The organism is Bradyrhizobium sp. SZCCHNRI20481, from assembly GCF_032485055.1.
Lineage (GTDB): Bacteria > Pseudomonadota > Alphaproteobacteria > Rhizobiales > Xanthobacteraceae > Bradyrhizobium.
This window is the reverse complement of record NZ_JAUEUE010000013.1, coordinates 235,245-256,562: the sequence shown is the minus strand read 5'-3', so window position 1 is coordinate 256,562 and position 21,318 is coordinate 235,245. Positions and strand designations below refer to the sequence as shown.

The 21,318-nt window shown below is 59.3% G+C and carries 14 protein-coding genes, 1 tRNA gene and 1 pseudogene; 7 read left to right on the top strand and 9 right to left on the bottom strand.

Going from position 1 to position 21,318, the window contains the following annotated elements; translation table 11 throughout:
- Positions 1 to 203 (bottom strand): annotated as a pseudogene (locus QX132_RS22450) (transporter); the annotation flags it as partial.
- A gap of 1,194 nt (positions 204 to 1,397) precedes the next feature.
- Here QX132_RS22450 and QX132_RS22445 point away from each other — a divergent pair.
- Both QX132_RS22445 and QX132_RS22440 read left to right on the top strand, forming a co-directional pair.
- A complete protein-coding gene (locus tag QX132_RS22445; protein WP_315715569.1) occupies positions 1,398 to 2,132 on the top strand; it encodes a LuxR family transcriptional regulator in 735 nt (244 codons plus the stop codon).
- Positions 2,133 to 2,210: 78 nt separating this feature from the next.
- Complete coding sequence (locus tag QX132_RS22440) at positions 2,211 to 2,981, top strand: acyl-homoserine-lactone synthase (RefSeq protein WP_316162920.1); 771 nt, start codon at positions 2,211 to 2,213, stop codon at positions 2,979 to 2,981.
- Positions 2,982 to 3,513: 532 nt separating this feature from the next.
- On the opposite strand, the gene QX132_RS22435 is transcribed toward QX132_RS22440, so the two are convergent.
- Genes QX132_RS22435 through hemA form a run of 5 tightly spaced genes read right to left on the bottom strand, consistent with a single transcriptional unit; the run spans position 3,514 to position 11,304 of the window.
- Entirely contained in the window at positions 3,514 to 4,473 is a 960-nt protein-coding gene (locus QX132_RS22435) for a DMT family transporter (RefSeq protein ID WP_315828104.1), read from the bottom strand.
- Positions 4,474 to 4,490: 17 nt separating this feature from the next.
- Positions 4,491 to 6,899 (bottom strand): penicillin acylase family protein, encoded by a 2,409-nt coding sequence (locus QX132_RS22430; protein WP_316162919.1) that lies wholly within the window; start codon positions 6,897 to 6,899, stop codon positions 4,491 to 4,493.
- Positions 6,899 to 8,404, bottom strand: coding sequence for a hypothetical protein (locus tag QX132_RS22425; RefSeq protein WP_316162918.1), 1,506 nt, complete (start codon positions 8,402 to 8,404; stop codon positions 6,899 to 6,901). The genes QX132_RS22430 and QX132_RS22425 overlap by 1 nt, the downstream gene beginning before the upstream one ends.
- Positions 8,401 to 9,939 carry a B12-binding domain-containing radical SAM protein gene (locus QX132_RS22420; RefSeq protein WP_315752039.1) on the bottom strand — a complete coding sequence of 513 codons (1,539 nt, stop codon included), beginning with the start codon at positions 9,937 to 9,939 and terminating at the stop codon, positions 8,401 to 8,403. The genes QX132_RS22425 and QX132_RS22420 overlap by 4 nt, the downstream gene beginning before the upstream one ends.
- A 57-nt stretch (positions 9,940 to 9,996) precedes the next feature.
- Positions 9,997 to 11,304 (bottom strand): 5-aminolevulinate synthase, encoded by a 1,308-nt coding sequence (hemA, locus tag QX132_RS22415; protein WP_316162924.1) that lies wholly within the window; start codon positions 11,302 to 11,304, stop codon positions 9,997 to 9,999.
- A gap of 517 nt (positions 11,305 to 11,821) precedes the next feature.
- On the opposite strand from hemA, the gene QX132_RS22410 reads away from it, so the two are divergent.
- Genes QX132_RS22410 through QX132_RS22395 form a run of 4 tightly spaced genes read left to right on the top strand, consistent with a single transcriptional unit; the run spans position 11,822 to position 16,218 of the window.
- Positions 11,822 to 12,631, top strand: a complete 810-nt coding sequence (locus QX132_RS22410; protein ID WP_315752040.1) for a hypothetical protein — start codon at positions 11,822 to 11,824, stop codon at positions 12,629 to 12,631.
- Positions 12,628 to 13,536, top strand: coding sequence for a DMT family transporter (locus QX132_RS22405; RefSeq protein ID WP_315752041.1), 909 nt, complete (start codon positions 12,628 to 12,630; stop codon positions 13,534 to 13,536). The genes QX132_RS22410 and QX132_RS22405 overlap by 4 nt, the downstream gene beginning before the upstream one ends.
- The gene (locus QX132_RS22400; protein WP_316162917.1) at positions 13,533 to 14,984 is read left to right on the top strand and encodes an amidase; all 1,452 of its coding nucleotides are present in this window, start codon (positions 13,533 to 13,535) and stop codon (positions 14,982 to 14,984) included. The genes QX132_RS22405 and QX132_RS22400 overlap by 4 nt, the downstream gene beginning before the upstream one ends.
- 46 nt (positions 14,985 to 15,030) lie before the next feature.
- Positions 15,031 to 16,218: an amidohydrolase gene (locus QX132_RS22395; protein WP_316162916.1), complete on the top strand. Its 1,188-nt coding sequence runs from the start codon at positions 15,031 to 15,033 to the stop codon at positions 16,216 to 16,218.
- 129 nt (positions 16,219 to 16,347) lie between these two features.
- Here the strand turns inward: QX132_RS22395 and QX132_RS22390 are convergent, their stop codons facing one another.
- Together QX132_RS22390 and QX132_RS22385 are read right to left on the bottom strand one after the other, a co-directional pair.
- Positions 16,348 to 16,815, bottom strand: a complete 468-nt coding sequence (locus tag QX132_RS22390) for a GNAT family N-acetyltransferase (protein WP_316162915.1) — start codon at positions 16,813 to 16,815, stop codon at positions 16,348 to 16,350.
- 940 nt (positions 16,816 to 17,755) lie between these two features.
- A tRNA-Gln gene (locus QX132_RS22385) sits at positions 17,756 to 17,830 on the bottom strand.
- Between the two features lie 288 nt (positions 17,831 to 18,118).
- On the opposite strand from QX132_RS22385, the gene QX132_RS22380 reads away from it, so the two are divergent.
- A complete protein-coding gene (locus tag QX132_RS22380; RefSeq protein WP_316162914.1) occupies positions 18,119 to 19,897 on the top strand; it encodes an acyl-CoA dehydrogenase in 1,779 nt (592 codons plus the stop codon).
- A gap of 1,005 nt (positions 19,898 to 20,902) precedes the next feature.
- On the opposite strand, the gene QX132_RS22375 is transcribed toward QX132_RS22380, so the two are convergent.
- Complete coding sequence (locus tag QX132_RS22375) at positions 20,903 to 21,307, bottom strand: nuclear transport factor 2 family protein (protein ID WP_316162913.1); 405 nt, start codon at positions 21,305 to 21,307, stop codon at positions 20,903 to 20,905.
- Positions 21,308 to 21,318: the final 11 nt, after the last annotated feature.

Here is a 21,318-nt window from a genome sequence, read left to right as displayed (position 1 = left end):
TGTCCGTCATACAAGCCGTTCGAACTGGTGTAGTTGGTCTGACTGATCGCAAACAGACCCGGAATCGGCGGAAATGCGGAGATGAACACCCCGGGCGAGCCCGCCGGGTAGTTCGTAGTCCCGTTCTCGGCGGCCCACGCGCCCCGGATCAGTCCGACCATTATCAATGCTACGGACACGGGCCGCATCAGTCCTGTTCTCATGGATCCCCCCTTTTTAGCGGCGCGTTCTTCTTCGAAACGAGCTTGCGCCCGTCGACCTTCGTCCTGGCGACGCGCCCGCGCCGTCCGATCGCGTCATTGATGAGCGATCGCGGAACATTCGTAAAATTGATCGTTTTGATCCGAGCTATTCACAGTCTCGATGTGCCGGCCTCACGGGCGTCGATTGATGTCGCGCTCCTTGGTTCGAGCAGAGTGAGCAACCACGGGCACGTCACCGACGACATAATCGATCTCACCCACCGTGTTGAAGATTGCCCGTACGAGGCCTGCAGTTCAGGCCTTGGATCAAACACAACCATAGATTGTTGGCGGCAGGCGCATAGGGCTCGAACCTAGGACCCGCTGATTAAGAGGCATATGACTTGCCAGCAACTTCCATGGTCATTCCACCAATGACGATTCCATGACGTCGGGCCACGCTGCTGGATGAGAGGCCGCATGGCGGATTCAAAATCAGTTTGATGATGCAACGATATCAAAGCCATTTTGGCAAATCGTCGAGACGAACTGCCGCAATATCAATCGGTTGTTTGCCTTCTCAATGAACGCGTCGTATCCCGACGCGCGGCGCGATCGGTTCAGCAGGCCGGCTGTTCGCGTTGATGGCGAAAAAACGCTGCGCTTGCAGACCGCTTTTCAAGTGCTGGCTGGATCAGTCTTCTCATCGTCAATCAATACGTGTATTCGCTGACACTCTCGTCTCCTACCCAGGACGTCGGGGCCGCCGGCTTCTGGCCGTTCATTATCGTTCGGTCGCGTTTGATGGCAGCGAGAGCCGCCCAGCAGAGGAATCGGTGAATGGGTTTCGCCACAGCTTTCTTGATGTCTGCGGCCGATTACCAGAGTCGTACGGCAGACATTCGACGCACCGCTCCGACCAGATTGCCATTCAATCTGCAAAAAACCATTCCAAGGAAACCAGAACGGTTGCATTCCTATACCGTCACTGCTAATCATCCGCAGAGGTTGTAGGGCATGTCGAAGAAGCGACTCTCCAATTTTTTTGTGCACGACCGCGCGGGCGAGACGAGGAATTTCTGAACGGAACGTCGGGAGGAGGTGCGCTGGTTGAATGTGTGGCGACTCGCGAACTTCTAAGGTGACTGTCCGGACGAGAGATATCCGTCAGCTATCGGCAGTATCCTGACTACTTTGCGTTCGAGACAGAAGGCAATGTTTGAGATCCCTCAGGCCTATGGCGAAGCTATCGCTGATGCTACTAGCATCGACAGCCTACTCGAGCTGCTTCTAGCCTCCACTGAGCGCTTCGGAGTGACCGGCGTCTTTATCGCTGACCTGCCGAGCCGAATGGAAATCCTCGAGCCTCATATCCAGCTACGTGGCTGGAATGATGCCTGGATCAGATATTATAATGAGAGAAATTATGTCCATATAGACCCGATTGCCCAACTGCTTCGGGAAAGAGCGACGCCGTACGTCTGGAGCGAGGAGTGTGCGGTTCAGCCGCTCACCGCAAAACAACGAAAGCTCATGGACGAAGCAAGGGACGCAGGACTGATTGACGGCTTCACGGTCCCCATCCACGGTCCGCAAATGCGCACAACCTGCGTATCGTTTGCGACGGGCGCCAAGCCGCTGCAGCGAAGCGATCGGCACAATCTTCATTTCATGGCGTTACTCAGTCATCAGCGTGTCGACCAAATGATACACGCGAAAAGACCTGCAACGGCGAAAGAGGAGCGAGCGTGCGTGCTCGCGCCGCGCGAACTGGAATGCCTACATTGGGCGATGCACGGCCTGAAATCCAAGGAAATCGCCTTTGAGGCTCGTCTTTCCAAGCGAACCGTCGATCAATATCTTCGCAACGCGATGTCGAAGCTTCGCGCCGGCAGCCGAACAGAGGCCGTCCGCATCGCGATATTGAACGGTTCGCTAAAGCCGGTATGAAGTAAATACTGTACTAGAACGGCATCGCCAATACTTCTGCAAAATGATCGGTTGGTCTCCCTACCCGAGGAGACCATGATGATATTTGCGTTCTACGAGGATTCAAAACTGGCGACCCCCAGCCTTATGGATGAAATCTACGATCTTAGATATAGGATCTTCGTGGAAGCGCTTGCGTGGTCAAGCCTTGTCAAGCCGGACCGGCGCGATCGGGACCAGTTTGATGGTGATGATGCGCTGCATGTAGTTGATATCCACGACGGACGGGTGATGGCGTACTCGCGGCTTCTTCCGACGACCAGGCCGCATCTCCTGTCGCACGTGTATCCGGAGCTGGTGCGGGGGCGATCATATCCGAAGGCGCCGGACATCTTCGAATGGACCCGTCTTTGCGCCAGGTCCGAGATTGGAGACGGTGACGTTCTAGCCTCGCGTCGACTGATGGTCGCCATAGCAGAGATATGTCAGTACCTCGGCATCACGGGTCTTATCGCGCAATCCAAGCCGGGTTGGGTACGGCGGCTGAACCGGCTTGGATGGAATGCGCAACCACTCGCCGATCCCGTGGTCTTTGATGGGCGACCGACCCTTGCGTTGGAGGCGAGAGTCTCTGACCGTACGGTATCTACATCGCGCAAATGCTTGGGAATCGACACTGACATCTTAGACCAACCATCCCTCCGAGACCTCGCCGCTTCCAAAGCAAAACGTCACATCTGCGCAGGACCGCTGCGCAGGATCGGGGTACTTCACGCGCTACGAGAGATTGTACCCGAGCCGTTGGATCTATGCTCCTTGCAGGTGGACGGCGCCAACCGCACCTACAGCGCGGCGACCCCGGTGACCTAACCAGACCTGTCATTCCGGGCCCAAGTTGCCTTCTGGCTGTTGGCTACAGCGAGCCGCCCGCAAGCACCTGCAGGCGGTAAGCCCCGTCCAAGGACGAGAGCTCGGCAGTTCGAGTGCCGATCAGCAGTTTGCGGTCCGCCGCGCCAAGAGCGTGCCGAGCCAGCGTTCGCGCTGACAGCTGTGCGATCGACGATCGTCACCGCGGAATGACTGGGTGCATTTGCCGATACTTCGCTCTCGGGCGGCAGGAAGCGCGCGGGCTGACTGCGATTGTCGCACCGGACGGCAAGCCGGGCGCGATCGTCTCGGACAAAGTACCGAGCTCACCCGCAGCGTCATGATGAACCGGATGCAGAGATCCGCGACGAGTTCTTGAACGAAACGCTGTTCTTCGACCTTGCGGTTCGGCTCGCTGACAACAACAACCTGCAACCGCATTCATCCAGCACAGCAATTCGCCCAGCCGCTATTGCGGAACGCACATCAAGAGCCGCATTGCCAACCGGCGACCCACCTCGCGGGATACGACCTCTCACGCCGACTTTCGACAGAAGTATACCCCCGTGAGAACCAATCCAACCGCAGCAAAAATGCTCATCGAAAGCTGTTCTCCCAGAAAGATCACGGCTATCAAGAGTGATACGATCGGCTGTCCGAACTGCAGAGGCGCAATCGCCGAGACGCCTCCCTTGTCCAAAGCCCAGAACCATGCGGCGAATCCGATCAAGGTGCAAAAGACCGCAAGAAAGAACAGGGCCCCTCCTCCGACGACCGTCACCCCGGAGATCGCCTCCAGGACAGAGGGCAACAGCGGCGTCACAAGAGCAGCACCGAAGATGATCGACCATGCCGTCGCTCCGAACAGGCCAATTCGCGCAGATGCGCGAGCGCCTGCCACATATCCAATGCTGACCGTAATGGTGCCGATGAGAACGATGACGTCGCCCACCATTGTTCCACTGCCGAAGACATCGCCGTTCGAACGAGCGCCGATCAGAAACGTCTCACCACACAATGCCATCGCACTTCCGATCAGCCAAAGAGTGCGGGGAAATGTCCGGGACAGCACATGCTGGATGATGGATGTAAACACCGGAGCGCAAGCCAAGATGAGAGCCGCGTGCGAAGTCGACGTTCGCGAGAAGCCCAGACCCTGCAGAAAGAACGAGCCACCGAACCCGATCACACCGTTGATCGCAACGGCGATCCAACCTCCCCTATCGGTCGGAAGCGGCGGCCGAAGCAGGAGAACCATTGGTAGGAGGAAGACCGCGGCCAGGAGAAGTCTGGACGGCCCGATCAACGATGAGGGCATGTCATGGGCGACCAGTACCGTCGCGGCCGGAGTCGTTCCCCAAAACATGACTGCGATCAGCCCCGAAACATAGGGACTTGATCGACTGGACCCTGAGTCAACCGGCGGCAACGGCGCGCCCGAGGAATCGGCTTCCGTATCACCCGATTTGACCAAAGATGCTTCCTCGACCGCCATGTGACTGCCTGTCAGCCCTACGGAATAAATCTCATGAGAGTCGCGCCTTCACGCTGCAAGGCCAACTCATCGCCAGCCAGCGTGATCGACTCGCCTTCGTTCCAAAGCGGCGTCAGGTTTCCGTAAAAGCGCGAGAAGATATGGCCAGATTGGCCGGTCGCGGTCATGAAGCGGGACCGATCCGGATCGCCGAGATCATATAGGGCTCTAAATGTCGGAACGTGTTTCCGCTCGAACGGGCGATCATGGTGCGGCTGCAGAGCACCTCCGCTGTTGAGCGTATACAGGTCCCCGCCACTTCCGACGCCAAGCTCGCTCAATGACCTGAAGATCGGTATCCGCGAGTAGAAGACGTGCGAAAGCGTCGAGATGTGCTCGTCACCCCACCGCCATTTCGTCAGGTCAGATCCGCGGCGCCTCGAGAGCAGCGCCATAGCTTCTTCGAGAGCCCGCGTCAGACATGCACGACATTCCAGATCCGTCTCTTCGCCCGAAGCGCACCATTTGGGATGCTCCAGGATAAGCTTCCTGAGGAGCGAAGCCGCACATGGCCCGACATACTCAAGCTTCACCTTCGCCTTGTCATCGATCAGCATTCGTCGGAGCGCCTGCATCCACCCGTTGAAAATGAGCGGTTCTGCCCAGTCCTTGTGCATCGTGCCGTCCCACTTCGAGAGCAGCGCGAGGGCTTGCCGTCCCAGTGGACTGGACGGGGTTGCTCGAAGCAAAATCGGCAGAAGGTCCTGAGCGGCGAGAGATAGAATGTCGGCCTGCATTTCGGCAGATGTTTCCAGCGAGTGCAATCTGATGTTGTCGAAAAACTGCTGGACTCTTTGTGTCCGATACGGCTCTTCCCAATCGCATCCCATAAAGACATCGTGCCCACACCAGGCCGGTCGACCATTCGCATTATGGATATAGCCACAGGCCGGATTGAACGAGTGCGGCATCTGCTCGAACGGAACGTAGCCTGACCAGTCTGCATCACCTGTTGATCCCGCCGCGGGATGCAGGCCATATTCCGACTTGCGCACTGGGACCCGCCCGAGACTCATGACTCCGATATTGCCGGCGACGTCGGCGTAGAACATGTTCTGCGCAGGCGTTTCGTACAGCCGCAGACTATCCTTGAACTCCTCCCAATTCCGCGCCCGATTGAGCTTCAGAAACGCCTCGGCAGTGCGGTCACAATCTCCGAGCCCGCTGAAGGATAGCGCGATGACGCCATCGCTGCCCGCCAGCGCGGCAAGACGCGGGACAGCATCGGATAGCACCGGGCCATGCCGCGACTTGCGGATGGCGAATTTGACGTCGGGCCGACCTCGGACTCGAATCGTCTCTTCATGCCTGTCAAATGCGTGAGAGCCAGCCTGCGCAAGATATTTGGTCGGATCCGACGGATCCAGAGTTTCCACGAACAGATCCTGAACGTCGGACATCGCCGCCGTGGTTCCCCAGGCGATGCTCTCGTTCTGTCCAAGCAGGATCATCGGTACGCCTGGTACTCCGGCTCCCTTCACCCATCCTCCGGGGGTGACGATCCGGCATAAAAACCAGAGCACCGGCGACGACACGTCAAGATGCGGATCGTTCGCGAGGAGCGGGTGGCCGCTGGTGGTTCGCTCGCCGGCGACGACCCAAGCATTTGAAGCGCCATTGGCCAATCCGAGCAGCGCTCCCATCTTGTCTGAAAAGTCGGATTGTCCGCGCGAGCCACCAGACCCACCCGATACCAATGGTCCGGTCTTGCCCCGCATGGGATCCGGATAAAACGGGCCGGCATCGACCGTTCCGATTCTGCTGGTCAACTCGGCTCGATTCAGCTCGGCGAGATAGTTCCGGCTCATTTGCCAAGCCATGAGCTTGCCCCACACGACTGAATCAATGGGAGACCATGGCTCCGGCCGGATTCTCAACCAGACCATCTCAAACGGCAGTTTGCTTCGGTGGGTCGACAAGAATGCATTGACGCCGTCCGCATAGGCCGAAAGCGTGGATTGAGTTTCCGGCGCAAGCGCGGCAAAGCTGGTCTTGGCCAGTTGGTAGAGACCTAGAACACGAATGATTTTGTCTGTGTCGACGAACTCCGCCCCGAAGATTTCGGAAAGTCGCCCCTGTCCAGCACGTCGGTGAATTTCCATCTGAAACAGGCGCTCGCTTGCGTGCAGGTAACCCAGGCACCGCGCGGCATCCTGAAAATTCTCCGAGAAGATATGGGGAACGCCATGCTTGTCGTGATAGATCCTGACCTCGTTCTTCAACCCGGCAAGCCTGCGTTCACCCGATCGCCTTGGCATCGCGCGCACGAAGATCGTCGCAACCAGCGCCAGCCCGAAAAGAAAACACGGCCCAACAACGCATAGCGTCCCTGTCACCACCGCGGCCGTGAAAGCAGGCATCGAAAATGAGTTGTTCAGCACGAACATCAGTCCGAGACGGCCGCCAAGCGCCGCGTCGCCTCCGCGTTCTTCTCTGACGGGGCGATATCGAGGCGAAGGCTCGGATCTCCCATCAGCAGGATCGGCTCATCGCCCAGGCACTCCTCGCGGACCAATCGGACTGATTGTCCGATCGCATAGCCAACCTTGAGAAATTCTGAAATGGCCGCTACGGCAGCTCGGCATATCCTGGCGGGCACGATGAGCAAATGATACGGGCCAATCGCGACGACGGTCATTTCTGGTCCACCGGCGAGGCTCCACAAACCTGGGCCGAGCCCACGACCGCACGCGCCTGTCGGCGCCTCGTACGACACAAGACCCACCGGATGGACCGCGATCGCCACTTGTGTTGGTCCAATGAAGTTCAGATACGAGCCGAGCAACGTGGACGAGAGAGCCGGCAGGTCCGCGGCGGTCAGGAGCCCGATAGCGCATCGGCGTTGCGCTGCCGATAAAACCGCCTTCGACAGTGCCCGATCAGCCGGTCCGATAATGGCCGTCACGCTCGATACGGACGGTGGGCAGAGAGAGGGCAGTTCCCCCCAATCGTTCAACTCGACCAGACGCTTGCAGGTCAGGACAGCGTATAATCGCGCCAAGACCAACGCCTCCGAGTCGACAAGAACCGCCACCAGGGTCTTGGACGAAAACCGAGCATTCAGATGCGCGAACCGACTGCCCGCGGTGATGGTCGTGCGATCCGGGCAGGCAGGGCGAGTGGGAGATGCTGTTGAAGTTGCCGAAAAGAATTCATCGTCATCTGACCGCACCTCGACTGTCCTCAGATGACGCGTAAACGCCTCATCGTGCGGCAGGTCGATCACCCGGTCGGGACGAGCCAGATACGGCAGATGCCCAGGGATCAGATCCTTTTCGAGAAGGGTCTCGAAAGTCGCCCCGAATGCCGACGCGGTGTCACACCGATGAAACACGGTGTCGAACACCCATGTCAGATCGCTCTCGGTCCACGGTTCAAAATGAGCCGCCGCGCGTTCTGAAAGACTCTCCTCCGCCGCTGCATTGACACCAATGTCGTAGCGCATCGGTGTCCAGTCGCAGACAAATCCTGGCTTCTTGAACTTTCCTCCGATGGGAACGCACCCCATCGCCTGATACATCATCAGATTTGCGTCGGACGAATCCGCCCTGATTGACCTGATCCCATTTCGCTTCATGAGCAGAATAATGGCTCCGAACAACAGCCGCAGATGCGCTTTCCGGCGGTATTGCGCCGCGAGGCATAGGTAGCTGACATAGTACTCCTGCCAATCTCGGATGTAGGCAAGACGAACAGCACCTATCAAACGGTTGCCCGCAAGCAAAACGACATTCTTCGAATACCAATCGAAAATGACGTCGTGATAGGATCGCTCCTGAATCCCAAGCTCATCGCAGAACACCTTGTCCCGCAGAGACCTAAGCGCGGCAAAATCGTCGGGGCGTCCGAAGCGGAGCTTGATATCATTCGTGACGTCGGCCTCGTCCGTCATGACGGAACCCCTGTCGGAAACACCTTGTCGATGTCGACGGAGCCATATTTCTTGTCCGCTACCGCGTCACCGCCGCAGCTTCCGCGCCGCATATCAACCCATGGAAGTGTTGGAAGCTCGCCCCCGCTTCGCTCTACGTAGCCGTAGTGCTTGTAAGACGTGTAGACGCGAAGAAAGTAGATCCAGAATGACGGAACGTTACAAATGAATTTGAACAGACCTATGCGCCGGATCTGCTCGAGTGGCGGTCTCTGGACCTTGAGCAGCATCTTCCCATAGAGATGGCAGAACTCCTTGATATCGAGCCTTGTGGGGAGCACGGCGTGCTGAAAATCGTAGTACGTCGGGTTCTTGTAAATGAGCGCGTCTTCGTTCTTGGCGTAGTCTGTCGTCCCCGGCATCGGCGTCGCTACAGTGATGTTCGGGATATCGACTTTTCGGCTGCGGATGTAGCTCGTCAAGTTTTCGAACTGTTCTCTTTTGTAGTCGACACCGACGATAAACAGGCCTTCGATCAAGACTTCATGCTTCTTGAGAATCTCGATGGCCCTGTCGTTGTGCGCCACGGAGCTGCCCTTTTCCATGGCACCGAGCTCGGAGTCGGAATAGCTCTCCAGACCCATCCGAAGGCGCTTGAGCCCAACCCGCGACCACAGCGCGACCAGGCTCGGGTCTCTGACAATCGCGTCCGCCCGACTGTAGAACAAGTACTCCTTCTTGATGCCCGCCCGAAGGATCGCTTCACCAATGGCGTGCGCCCGGCGCCCGTCCCCGAAGAAGTGGTCGTCTGTAAATATGACATACGGCTCCTCGATCGTCTTGAGGTACTCGACGATGTATTCCGGACTCCACGTTAGATACTTTCCGAGGTTCGGCCGCCACAAGTTGCAGAACGAGCATCTTGCGGGACATCCCATGGACGTCCTCAGGGCAGCAACCGGCTTCCACCAGAGGTGATAGTATCTGCCCTTATACTTGCCGAGGATGCTTCGGTCCGGGAGGGGGAGGCTGTCGAGATCGAAGGACTTCGGAACGACCGCCTTGCCGTTCGAGAAGAATTTGCCGTTGTCCTGCCAGGCAACGCCTGCCAGATCAGCTACGTTACGCTCGCTTTCCCGGCAGCGCAGGATCAGATCCCGGAAAGAGAGATAAGCCTCTCCCATCATGACGTAGTCAATGTTGGGGTCCGCAAAGTCGGACGGACTTAGGCTAGCATGATGCCCCCCTACCGCAACGATGATCGACGGGTCGATCTGCTTGACCAGCGCCGCCTGCATCCGCACGAGGTCGACATGCATCGTCCAAGACGTGAATCCGACGAAGTTTGGACGCAGGCGCCTTATCGTCTCGAGCAGGGCCAACGGGCGGCGATCAAGGCGCTGATCCAGCAGAGAAATGTCCACCTCATCCTTGTCCAGCATGGACGCCAGCACTTCGTACTGGATGGGTTCGACAATATAGATCCGGTCGTCTGCCAGATGAATTGGATGATAGTGCTGCGTTACGAACAGGATCTTGTACTTGGAATGCGTCATGTATCCGCCCTCGCCATGCCTGATGCCGCATCGTCACGACGCGCGGTGCGTTCGCCTTTACTCCGCCGGAACCGACCGCTGATTCGTCATGTCTTTCGGATTGACCGCGTTGTCCGTCATGCCAACGATCGGAGATCGCGCGGCCCGTTCATCGTACGGAAGCTCGAGAGACGCCCAGACATCAGAGAGAGCGGCGACCAGCAGGTCGATGTGCACGTCTCGATGGGCCGGTGTCGGAGTCAGACGAAGCCGCTCCGTGCCCTTGCTCACAGTCGGATAATTTATAGGCTGAACATATATCCTGTGTCGTTCCAACAGCATCTGGCTCGCGGCGGTACATTTCTGCGCGTCGCCTACCACGACCGGGATGATATGCGATTCATTGGCCATGACCGGCAGGCGCGCGGCCTGGAGCGCGCGCCGGACCCTGCGCGTCACCGCCTGCTGTTGGTCGCGTTCGGCCTTGGACCGGCGCAGATGACGTACCGCCGCCGTTGCGCTCGCGGCGACGTTTGGCGGCATCGTCGACGTGAAGATGAACGACGGCGCATAGCTTCGGATTGAATCGACGATCGATGCATTTGCGGCGACATAGCCGCCAAGCGATCCGAACCCTTTGGCGAGCGTACCTTGAATGACGTCGATCCGATCTGCGAGGCCGTCTCGATCGCAAATGCCCCCACCTTGAGGTCCATACAGCCCCACCGCATGAACTTCGTCGATGTAGGTCATGGCACCGTAGCGTTCAGCGAGAGCAGCGATCCCGCCGATGGGCGCAATACTGCCGCTCATCGAATAGAGACTTTCAAATACGATGAGTTTTGCGCGATTGCGGGGCTCCGCGGCAAGCAGCTGCTCAAGATGCCTCACGTCGTTATGACGCCAGATCTTCTTCTCGCATCTCGAGCGGCTGATACCCTCAATGATCGAGTTATGGTTGTCCGCGTCTGAAAATATCACGCAGTCCGGCAACAGAGTCCCGATGGTGGAGATTGCTGCGAAGTTCGATACCCAGCCTGACGTGAAGACGAGCGCCGCCTCCTTTCCATGCAGACTGGCCAGCTCCTGCTCCAACTCTACGATTTTTTGGTGCGTGCCGGAGATGTTCCTTGTTCCTCCCGCGCCCGTGCCAAAGCTCCGGGACGCTTCCGTGGACGCTTCGATCACATCCGGATGCAGGCCCATGCAGAGATAGTCATTGGAGCACCAGACGGTAACGGGCTGTGGTGCTCGTGTCTCGCCCGGCGGTCGCCAGAGCGCAGTCGGCGCAGTCTCGGGATTGCGCACCAGAGTGGCAAATGTCCGATATCGCCTTTCCTCACGAAGAGCGTCGATCGCCCGGACAAATATGCCTTCATAATTCATCATCGCTGATTCCACTCTATTGAGCGAACACATCGTCGGTGAAGTCGAGGTGGCTTGAGATAGAGCTCCGAGCGGCGGTGGATGACACGGCGATTAGCAGGCAAGCAGCGCCGCGGCGAACGGCACCGACGATGAACGCCGAACAGGCGGCGTGACGTAGGGAGGATGTCCGTCGAAGACGCACTCCTTAACTTTGTGACACGATACTGAACGTCAGGGAGCCGCGTCGAACATTCGCAATATCGCGCGGCATCCTGCTTGGCTCTCGCTCACCGACGCCATCCTTTGTGATTTGTCGCCTTCAACGCGAAGCAGAGCGAGCCCAATGCCCTGTCGTCCATAGCTACCGACGACCACCGCGGGCGGCCATATCCGAAAAATACGGTATCGATACTTCCATGGCCCACAGGCACCGTACAGAACGACGGAGGCAGTCGCGACGCGCGCGATGCATAGCCGCACGTCCTCGGGCGGGGGGATCCGCCCTGGCTCTTTCAGCACCGAACTTGAGGTTGCAATGAATCTGTCAGCAAACTGCACGCCCACAGACACCGAGCTGCGCCTAGTTAGTCACATTGGCGGCCTGTCGCAAGCCGCCATCGATCAGCTGTCACAAACGTTCAGGAGCAATCACGTCGCTGTCATCGATCAGCTTCTTCCGAAGGATATGGTCGAAGCGCTCACCAGCGAAGCCAATATCCTGCTCGACCGGGAGTCGAAGCGGCGAAAGCTGACCATCAAGGAAAGCGGCAACACACCAAGAGCCTACAGCAGCGTCGGGCGTGACGCTATTTGTCAACATGACGGGATTATTCCGGCCATCTTCAATAGCGACGCGGTTCTCTCCTTCCTCCGGAAGCTCGCCGGTGAGAACATTGAACGGGTTCCTTACCGACCCGAGGAGTATATCATCAACAGCCAGTGCGAGCCTGGCGACACCCATGGATGGCATTGGGACGATTATGCCTATGCCCTCATTTTTGTCATTGAGGCTCCAGATCCGCTCCTCGGGGGACGCGTCGAGTACCTCTCGAACGTCGAATGGCAGAAAGGCTCCACTGAGCCATATCTCCGGCGGGTCCTGCAAGACAACGTCGTTCGGTCTCTCTACGTCAACAGCGGACATTGCTATTTTATGAAGGCGAATACGACACTGCATCGTGTGGCGCCCCTGACGGGATCTACCAAGAGAACCGTTGTGGTCCTGACGTTTGCGTCGCCGGAAGACATGGTGTCGGATTCCATAACGCACAACTCGATGGAAGACATCTATCCAGACGATACCAGGTCTGATGACGCAACAGTCGAGACGGCTAACGTCGAATGACGGTCGGCGTCGAAGTTGCCGGGCTTGGAACCGCTGCGTGCCTGGCGATCAGTAGCCTCATTGCCGCTGACGTCAGTCGCACCACAGGTGTTTTCGAGTTCACGAAGACGCGAATGATCTTCGCGTCTTTTTTCATGCTACCGGTGCTGTTCATCGCCGATGTTCCGCTTCGCGTGAGTGTCGCGGACGCGCTGACGCTCGCGGCATCGAGCCTCATTGGAATTGTGGTCGGCGACCTGTCTCTCATTGCCGCCATCAGCAAAATCGGGCCGAAGAAGACCAGCATCATATTCTCGTCCAACGTCGTTATCGGCGCCGTGCTGGAGGCTGCCATCTATCACAAGAGGACCACGATAGAGGCGGGAGTTGGTATTCTTCTTGTACTGACTGGGGCGTTGATCGTCATTGCCTTCAGAGGAGGCGCCGGCGCTCCCCTGAATGGACATCTCAACGCCGAACGTCAGAACACGGGCGTCGCATTGGCGGTTCTTGCAGCCGGATGCCAGGCGATCGGCACGCTGATCTCGACTCCCGTCGTAACGGCGGGAACGTCGCCCATCATGGCGACGACAATACGGTTTTGCGCAGCGTCCCTATTGTTTGTCATCATGGGCCGGACCCGCAGCGACGACATCAGGACAGACGCCAGCTCAGCCACCGTTTACGCCAAGATCGTTGTGAGTGCGCTCGTTGGAATGTGCGGCGGCCTGACGCTTCTTATGCTGGCGATCACGAGCGGAAAAATCGCAATATCGATGACATACGCGTCCTCGACGCCGCTGGTGCTCCTGCTTCTGCTCTGGCTTACGCGGGGTGAGAGACCGAATGCAAGTTCGCTCCTGGGCGCAATCACGGCAGTGGCGGGCACCGCTTTACTCATCTTCGAAGGGGCACACCAGCGATGAACGCCTTGCTCGACTATTCGGCTGTTGAGGTCGTGTCCCTGCTTAGACGCGGTGACGTGACTCCGCATGATTGCCTTGATGCGGTGGAACAGCGCGTCGGCGAGGTCAACTCGACCGTCAACGCCCTGCCGACGCTCTGCTTCGATAGGGCGCATGATCGTGCATCAAAATTGATGCAGAAGCCTCGCGACGAGCGCGGCCAACTGTCTGGCCTGCCGCTGGTCATCAAGGACCTTCAGAGAGTGTCCGGGGTTCGATCGACGGCCGGATCTCTCATATATAGCGATCATGTTCCAGCCTTCACTGATGCGGTCGTCCAGCACATCGAGGATGAAGGGGGACTTGTATTTGGAAAGTCCAACGTCCCTGAACTCGGCGTTGGATTCAATTCTCTGAATCCGGTCTTTGACCCGTGTTTGAACCCGTGGAACGTCAAATATTCGCCGGGGGGATCATCTTCCGGTTCGGCTGCTGCTCTGGCGTTGAATATGACGTGGCTTGCTCATGGCTCTGACATGGGGGGATCCTTGCGCATTCCCGCGAGCTTTTGTGGCGTTGTTGGGATGAGGCCGTCGCCGGGGCGGGTCGCGATGGCTAACCGCGCATCCGTTGATCAGACGCTAGCCGTCCAAGGCCCCATGGCGCGAAACGTCGTCGATCTTGCAATGTTCCTTGACGCCATGTCGGGCGAGACCCATAGGGATCTGCTTTCCAAACCACGTCCATTGCGGTCGTTTGCCAGCGCGGCTGAAGTCCAGAAGTTGCCGAAGCGAGTCGCCTTCTCTGCTGATCTGAACATCGGCCCTGTGGACCCCGAAGTCGCTTGCATCGTGCAAAATGCCGCGGCGCGACTTCAGGCCAATGGCGTCATCGTGGATCAGGCGTCTCCGAATCTAGATGGTGTCCAGCGATGTTTTCGAGTGATGCGTGCTTACGTATTGGCGTGCGGCCTTGGTAGCGTCCTGAGGAAGCAGGGTACGCTGGTGAGATCAACCGATATCAGGGAGAACGTGACCGAGGGGCTGAAGCTGACGATCGACCAGATGCTTGAAGCCGAACAGGCGCGGGTTCGCATCGTGCAGCATGTGGCTGATTTCTTCGAAACATATGATCTCTTGATATGTCCGTCGACAATCGTGCCGGCTCATCCGATCGATCAGCCGACCGTAGTTGAATGTGCAGGCCATGTATTCGATGGCTATTTCGACTGGACAGCGTTGACCTACGTTGCGGCCGTGGCCGGTCTTCCTGCGTTGTCGCTGCCTTGCGGTGTGACGCGGTCGGGTCTTCCAGTAGGACTGCAGGTGATCGGGCCGACAAATGGCGACCACGACGTCATTTCCTGTGCGGCCGCCCTGGAGGACATGCTGTCGTTTCACCAACTCGCTCCTGTTCGTGGAAGGTCGGAGGCAATGGCCTTGTCCGAGAACATCCAGAGGCTGGCGTAGCGGGTCGCAGCGACGAGGACGCCCGCTTCGAGACGAAGGAGATGATATGTCATTGCGTGACGCACTGCAGCCAGGCACTCTCGATCAAGCGATACGCATCCGCAGGGCGCTGCATTCGATTCCGGAGTTAGGGTACAAGGAGCTCAAGACGTCGGCGATGGTTGTGGAGTGTCTGCAAGCGCTCGGTGCCGACGAGATACAGACCGGGATCGGCGGAACCGGTGTGGTCGGCATCATTCGCGGCATCAAAGGGACCGGCACCAGAAAGTATGTGGGGTTGAGGGCAGAGCTGGACGGCCTGGAATTGACGGAGCAGACGGGTCTTGCTTGGCAGTCGCAGAACAGCGGCTGCATGCATGCGTGTGGTCACGACGGCCACATGGCCATTCTGCTCGCTACCGCACGAGAGCTTTCAGCGAACCGTGAGTTTTCCGGAACCGTATGTTGCATCTTCCAGCCCGCTGAGGAGGGGGGAGCGGGTGCAAAAGCGATGATCGAAGATGGATTGCTTGAGAGATTCCCGCTCAGCTCGATCTATGCAATTCATAATGCGCCATGGCTTCCAATCGGAAAGATCGCCATCAATAGCGGGGCGGTGATGGCCGCGGCGGACCGAATCGAAATCTCCGTCCTTGGAGCGGGTGGCCATGGCGGAATTCCCCACCAGACGAGGGATCCGATCGTTGCCACCGCAAACATCATTTCGATGCTGCAAAACGTCGTATCGCGCTATGTGGATCCCGCGGAGGCTGCCGTCATATCTATCGGAGGCATTCACGGCGGAAGCCCTCTCAAGGGCAGCATGATTCCCGATCGGGTCGACTGTGTCGGCACGGTTCGTACATATTGTACGGACGTTCAATCGACTATTGAGAAGAAGATCCGAGATATCGTGGACCACGTCTGCGATGCCCATGATTTGACGGGATTGGTGACCTACAAGAAGCTCTATCCAGCCACGATCAATCATGCGGACCGCGCTGCTCTCGTGACCAGCGTTGCAGACAGCTTGCTTGATCAAGACGACATCCTGAGCAACGTTCGTCCGAGCATGGCCGGAGAGGACTTTTCCTTCTTTCTACAAAAGGTCCCGGGAGCATATTGCTTGATTGGTCAGGGGGCGGACGGTGCTGCCAGCCTGCACAGCCCCTCATATGATTTCGACGATCGCAATATCGAGCGTGCCGCGCTGCTGTTGAAGCGCATAGCCCTTAGGGAACTGGCGTCCACTTGATGCTCCTCAAATAGGCCGCCTGCGGCCGCTGCGCAGAAGAGCGAATACCGCGCAACGACCAAGACAACGACAGAGTCCAACATCGGCACCAAAGTGCAGGCAGATGCCTGTGGGACATTCAGCAGTTTGCTAGAGGTCGCGCTGCATGAATATGCTCAGCGGGTCAATGCCGTAACCGCCAAACGGCGGAATTTCGAAGAAGCCGTTCTTTCGATACAATGCTATCGCGGAATGCTGCAAATATCCGGTTTCCAAACGAATACAAGATAGCCCTGCCCCTCGCGAGGCCTGCACGATCGTATCCAGCAGATCTTGCGCGACCCCCAGCCCCCTATAGGCAGGATCTACATACATGCGTTTCAACTCACCATAGTCAGGTGACAAGACGAGGGCCGTGCAGCCAATCGCCCTGTCGTTGATCTGAGCGACGAAGAAAAGAGTATCGTCCTTCGCCAACTCATTCACATCGATCAAGTGGTTGCTTTCTTGCGGGTAAAGCGACGCATAATATTCGTCTGCGTCTCTGAGCATACGGACGACATCTGCGTGAAAGGGATTTCCCTTCGCGATCTCGACGCCTCCGCCCTGCTTGTTCATCTCCAGCAACTCCATTGCACCCACATCGACGTATGACGATGATATCTTTCATGTCGTAACAAGGATAGCCAACTACGCCGAAAAAGATAGAACGGGCACGAAGAATCTAGGATCTGTTACCAAGATCTCGCCAAGCCAAGGCAGACGACTCTCTCGTCATCGCTCAAGCCCCGGCTCATCACCCGTGAGGCCATAGCCGCTTTCATCTGCGCTCCCCTCAACGTCTTCGATCAGATGGTGCAGGCAGGAAGTATGCCGAAGCCCGCACTCATTGGCGCTCGCCGAAGAGCATGGAACGTCGGAGAGCATGATTGTGCCAATGATCGGCTGCCTTCGGATGACTGTGATTCTGACAACGACGAGACGTGGAGTGATGCCGATGCCAAAATCGAAAGGGCATCCCCGATCCAAAGGCTTCTGTAGCGCGCGTCGGCTCGGTTGATTGGCTTTTCCGCGAATATGCGCAGACAAAGGCATGTCTCGAAAAGGTCTCGAAGCGCTTGCGACCCGGCTACGAGCACAGCATGCAAGCCATCTGCGACGTGCGCAACAAAGGAGGCGAGCGCATCGGGTGCTCGCCGATCAAGAGTATCACCCCGCGTGCCGCTGATAAGCTCTACGAAATGTTCATCAGGGATGACGCGGGCGAGAGCACACTCTTTCGGCGCGGCGAGAAATTCGTTGGCCTGTGCCGCAAGGCATGGCGCGTGGTTCGTCGACTGTACCCGGCCGAATTCGCCAGGGATATCCCGAATCCTTGGCCCGGAGTAACGCCGGTTACGCCAAGCGCACGGCTCCGCGCATCCTTGCGGCAACACGCAAACGACGAGCTCACGTTTTGGCGAACACAACGCAAACAGAGTTTCGGAATGCGGCGTCTGGCGAGGTGCAGAACAACAAAATCGTAAAAATGTAAGATACCGACTGGGCTCCGGAAATCTGGCTGGGGCGGGAGGGATCGAACCTCCGAATGGCGGAATCAAAATCCGCTGCCTTACCGCTTGGCTACGCCCCATCAGGCCCGGCGGATCGGCGTGGCGCGCGGGCGCCATGCGATTCCGGGTCGGCGCCCGTGGTCTACAGAGCGCGCCCGCCCATTTCAACCGCGCCGCCGCAGGAATTTTGCAGGCCCCTCCGGTGATCCGCCGCCCAGGCCAATTCGTCAATGCCGGCAAGCCCTTATCCTGCTCGTTGGAAGCCGCCGCGGCGCCCGGCCGCAGCGCCACGCGAAAAAGTTGAGACCCGGCCGGTTTCATGGGATGACGGCGGCCAAACCGGCCACATCGAGCCCCGAGGACACGCCATGACCTATCGCGCCCCGCTCAACGACATGCTGCTCGCCCTCAACCACGGCGCCGGGCTGAAGGCGGCGGTCGAGGCCGGCCATTACGGCGATTTCGACCCCGACATCACCGCGGCCGTGCTCGAGGAAGCCGGCAAATTCGCGAGCGACGTGCTCGCCCCGCTCAACCACATCGGCGACAGGAACGGCGTCAAGCTCGCCGATAAGAAGGTCACCACCGCGCCCGGCTGGCCGGACGCCTACAAGCGCTGGACCGAGGCCGGCTGGAACGCGGTGTCCGGTCCCGAGGCGCATGGCGGCCAGGGCCTGCCGCTCGCCATCAACGCCGCCTGCACCGAGATCTGGAGCGCGGCCAACGTCGCCTTCGGCCTGTGCCCGCTGCTGACCTTGTCGGCCATCGAGGCGCTCGACGCCCACGGCAGCAAGGAGCTGAAGGACATCTATCTCGGCAAGCTGATCTCCGGCGAATGGACCGGAACGATGCAGCTCACCGAGCCGCAGGCCGGCTCCGACGTCGGCGCCTTGCGCACCCGCGCCGAGCGCGCCGCGGATGGCACCTACCGCATCACCGGAGCCAAGATCTTCATCACCTATGGCGACCACGACATGACCGACAACATCGTGCATTTCGTGCTCGCGCGGCTGCCGGACGCGCCGGCCGGCACCAAGGGCATCTCTCTCTTCCTGATCCCGAAATTCCTCGTCAACGCCGATGGCTCGCTCGGCGCCCGCAACGACATCTATGCCTCCGGCATCGAGCACAAGCTCGGCATGCATGCCTCGCCGACCTGCACCATGACGATGGGCGATCACGGCGGCGCCATCGGCTATCTCATTGGCGAAGAAAACGCCGGCATGCGCTGCATGTTCACGATGATGAACCAGGCGCGGCTCGGCGTCGGCCTCGAAGGTGTCGGCGTCGCCGATCGCGCCTATCAGCAGGCGCTGGCCTACGCGCAGGAGCGCAAACAGGGCCGCGCCGTGGGAGCTAAGGGCACTGGCTCGGACGCGATCATCGCCCATCCCGACGTCAAGCGCATGCTGATGCAGATGCGCGTCCTCACCGCCGCGTCTCGCTCGATCTGCTACGCGACCGCCGTCGCACTCGACGTGTCCGTGCGCGCCAAGGATCCGGCGGTGCGCACTGAAGCCGCCGCGCGCGGCGCGCTGCTGACGCCGATCGCAAAGGCGTTCTCCACCGACATCGGCAACGAGGTCGCCTATCTCGGCGTGCAGATCCATGGCGGCATGGGCTTCATCGAGGAGACCGGCGCCGCGCAGCATTATCGCGACGCCCGCATCACCGCGATCTACGAGGGCACCAACGGCATCCAGGCGATCGACCTGGTGACGCGCAAGCTCGGCTCGAACGGCGGCGCCTCGGTGTTCAAGCTGCTCGACGAGCTCACCGAGATCGTCCGCCGCGTCGAGGCCTCGAACGATCCGGCCTTCGGCACCACTGGCGCCAAGCTGCGCGAGGCGCTGGGCGCGCTCGACCGCTCCAGCCGCTGGCTGCTGGACAAGCTCGGGACCGCGCCGAACGATGCGCTCGCCGGCGCCACGCCTTACCTGCGCCTGTTCGGCTCGGCGCTCGGCGGCTGCATGCTGGCCAACGAGGCGCTGGCCGCGCGCAGCGAGAACGAGACCGAGGGGGCGCGTCACGTCGCGCTCGCCCGGTTCTTCGCCGAGACCTTCGCGGTGCAGGCCCCGTCCCTGGAAAAGACCGTCACCGACGGCGCCGACGCCGTGCTCGCGGCGGAGGCCGTGCTGGTGGCGTGAGCGGCGAGCGTCGCGACCCAGACCAGCGAGTTCAGCCTCCCGCACCAAAGCTCGCTGCCGGGCTCCCACCCTCCCCTGGAGGGGGAGGGTCGCCTCGCGGGGCGCGCAGCGACGCGTGAGGCGGGGTGGGGTGATCTGTCCGCGGATGCTTGTGCCAACGGAGAGATCACCCCACCCCGATCTCGCGCTACGCGCGCGATCGACCCTCCCCCTCCAGGGGAGGGTGTCCCGAGTTCGCCGCTTCATTGATCCGCATCTCAAACATCTATCCGAACAGCCTGTCGCGATGAGATGAGCATCCGCGTCCTCGCGACGCATTCCGCGCCCGAGCTATGCTCTCGAAACCCGCCCTCACCGAGTGGAGGGCGCAGGGAAGGCCGGGCGCTGGCCGCGCCCGTGGCCCGCCTGCAGAAAAAAAGCAGGCGGCAGTCACCACAGGTCTGGCCGAGAACACCCGGCCTTCCCCGCGCGATGGTTTTAACGGGCTATAGCGCGCTCTTCCTGGTGCACCGGGCTTTCTGGCCACCATGTCGCGACAATGCGCTTCTCGCGCATTGCGCTGGATACTAGCATCGGAGTATCGGAACCACGCGCCTTCACCGTCCGCAGGCTAACGTTCGTCCGTGCCAACAGCACTGCGCCGCCCGCGTCCACCGCATCCCGCTGCCAACGTCCGTGACGACCGCGAACCGTCCCCTACCGTGCAACGGGATGCGCGAACCATAATGCTGATTTGGGCAAGCCGCAAAGCGATTTATGTTTTTCAGAACGAATTGACAGGAGTTGGCCCGACCGAGCTGATTTGGCCGACGGGTCGGAAGCGCGCTTCCCTGCGCTCCGGCAAACCGGAAGGAACCAGGTCGACTGCCGATAAAGTTCAAGCCCTGCCCCAGTCAGCCATTCACTTCCGGGATAATGTTCACTTCCGGGACAATGATCCGACGCCGCACCACGCAGGTCGCAGTGCGAGCCGCTCTGGTGGTCGCCACGTAGCGCTCAACCGGCTTACGACGCCATCGTCTGGATGAGCGCCGTGTCGGCGAACTCTATTAGTTCGACGATCTTCCCATCCTGAATTCTGAAGAGGTCGAGTATCTCGGTTTCCCGCGTCATATTCGTCGGACAGCTTCGCACGGTGAGGCGGGAACGCACGGCCACGCGATCGTTGTCCACCAGTTCGGTCAGGATATTTCGCTGCGCGAACTCGAACGTATCGATGAGCTTGGCCAAGCCCTCCTTGACTTGGGGGTGACCACACATGCACCCCAACATTTTGGTGGCGTTCCGGTCGCCAGCCAGTGTGAACACCACGTCCGGATGACACTCTGCCATCAGGTCGTCCAACGACCCCGTGTCGCGCGCCTTGTATGCGCGCCTGACCTGCTCGAGGAGTACTTCGCGATTTTCCATCGGCACCTCCC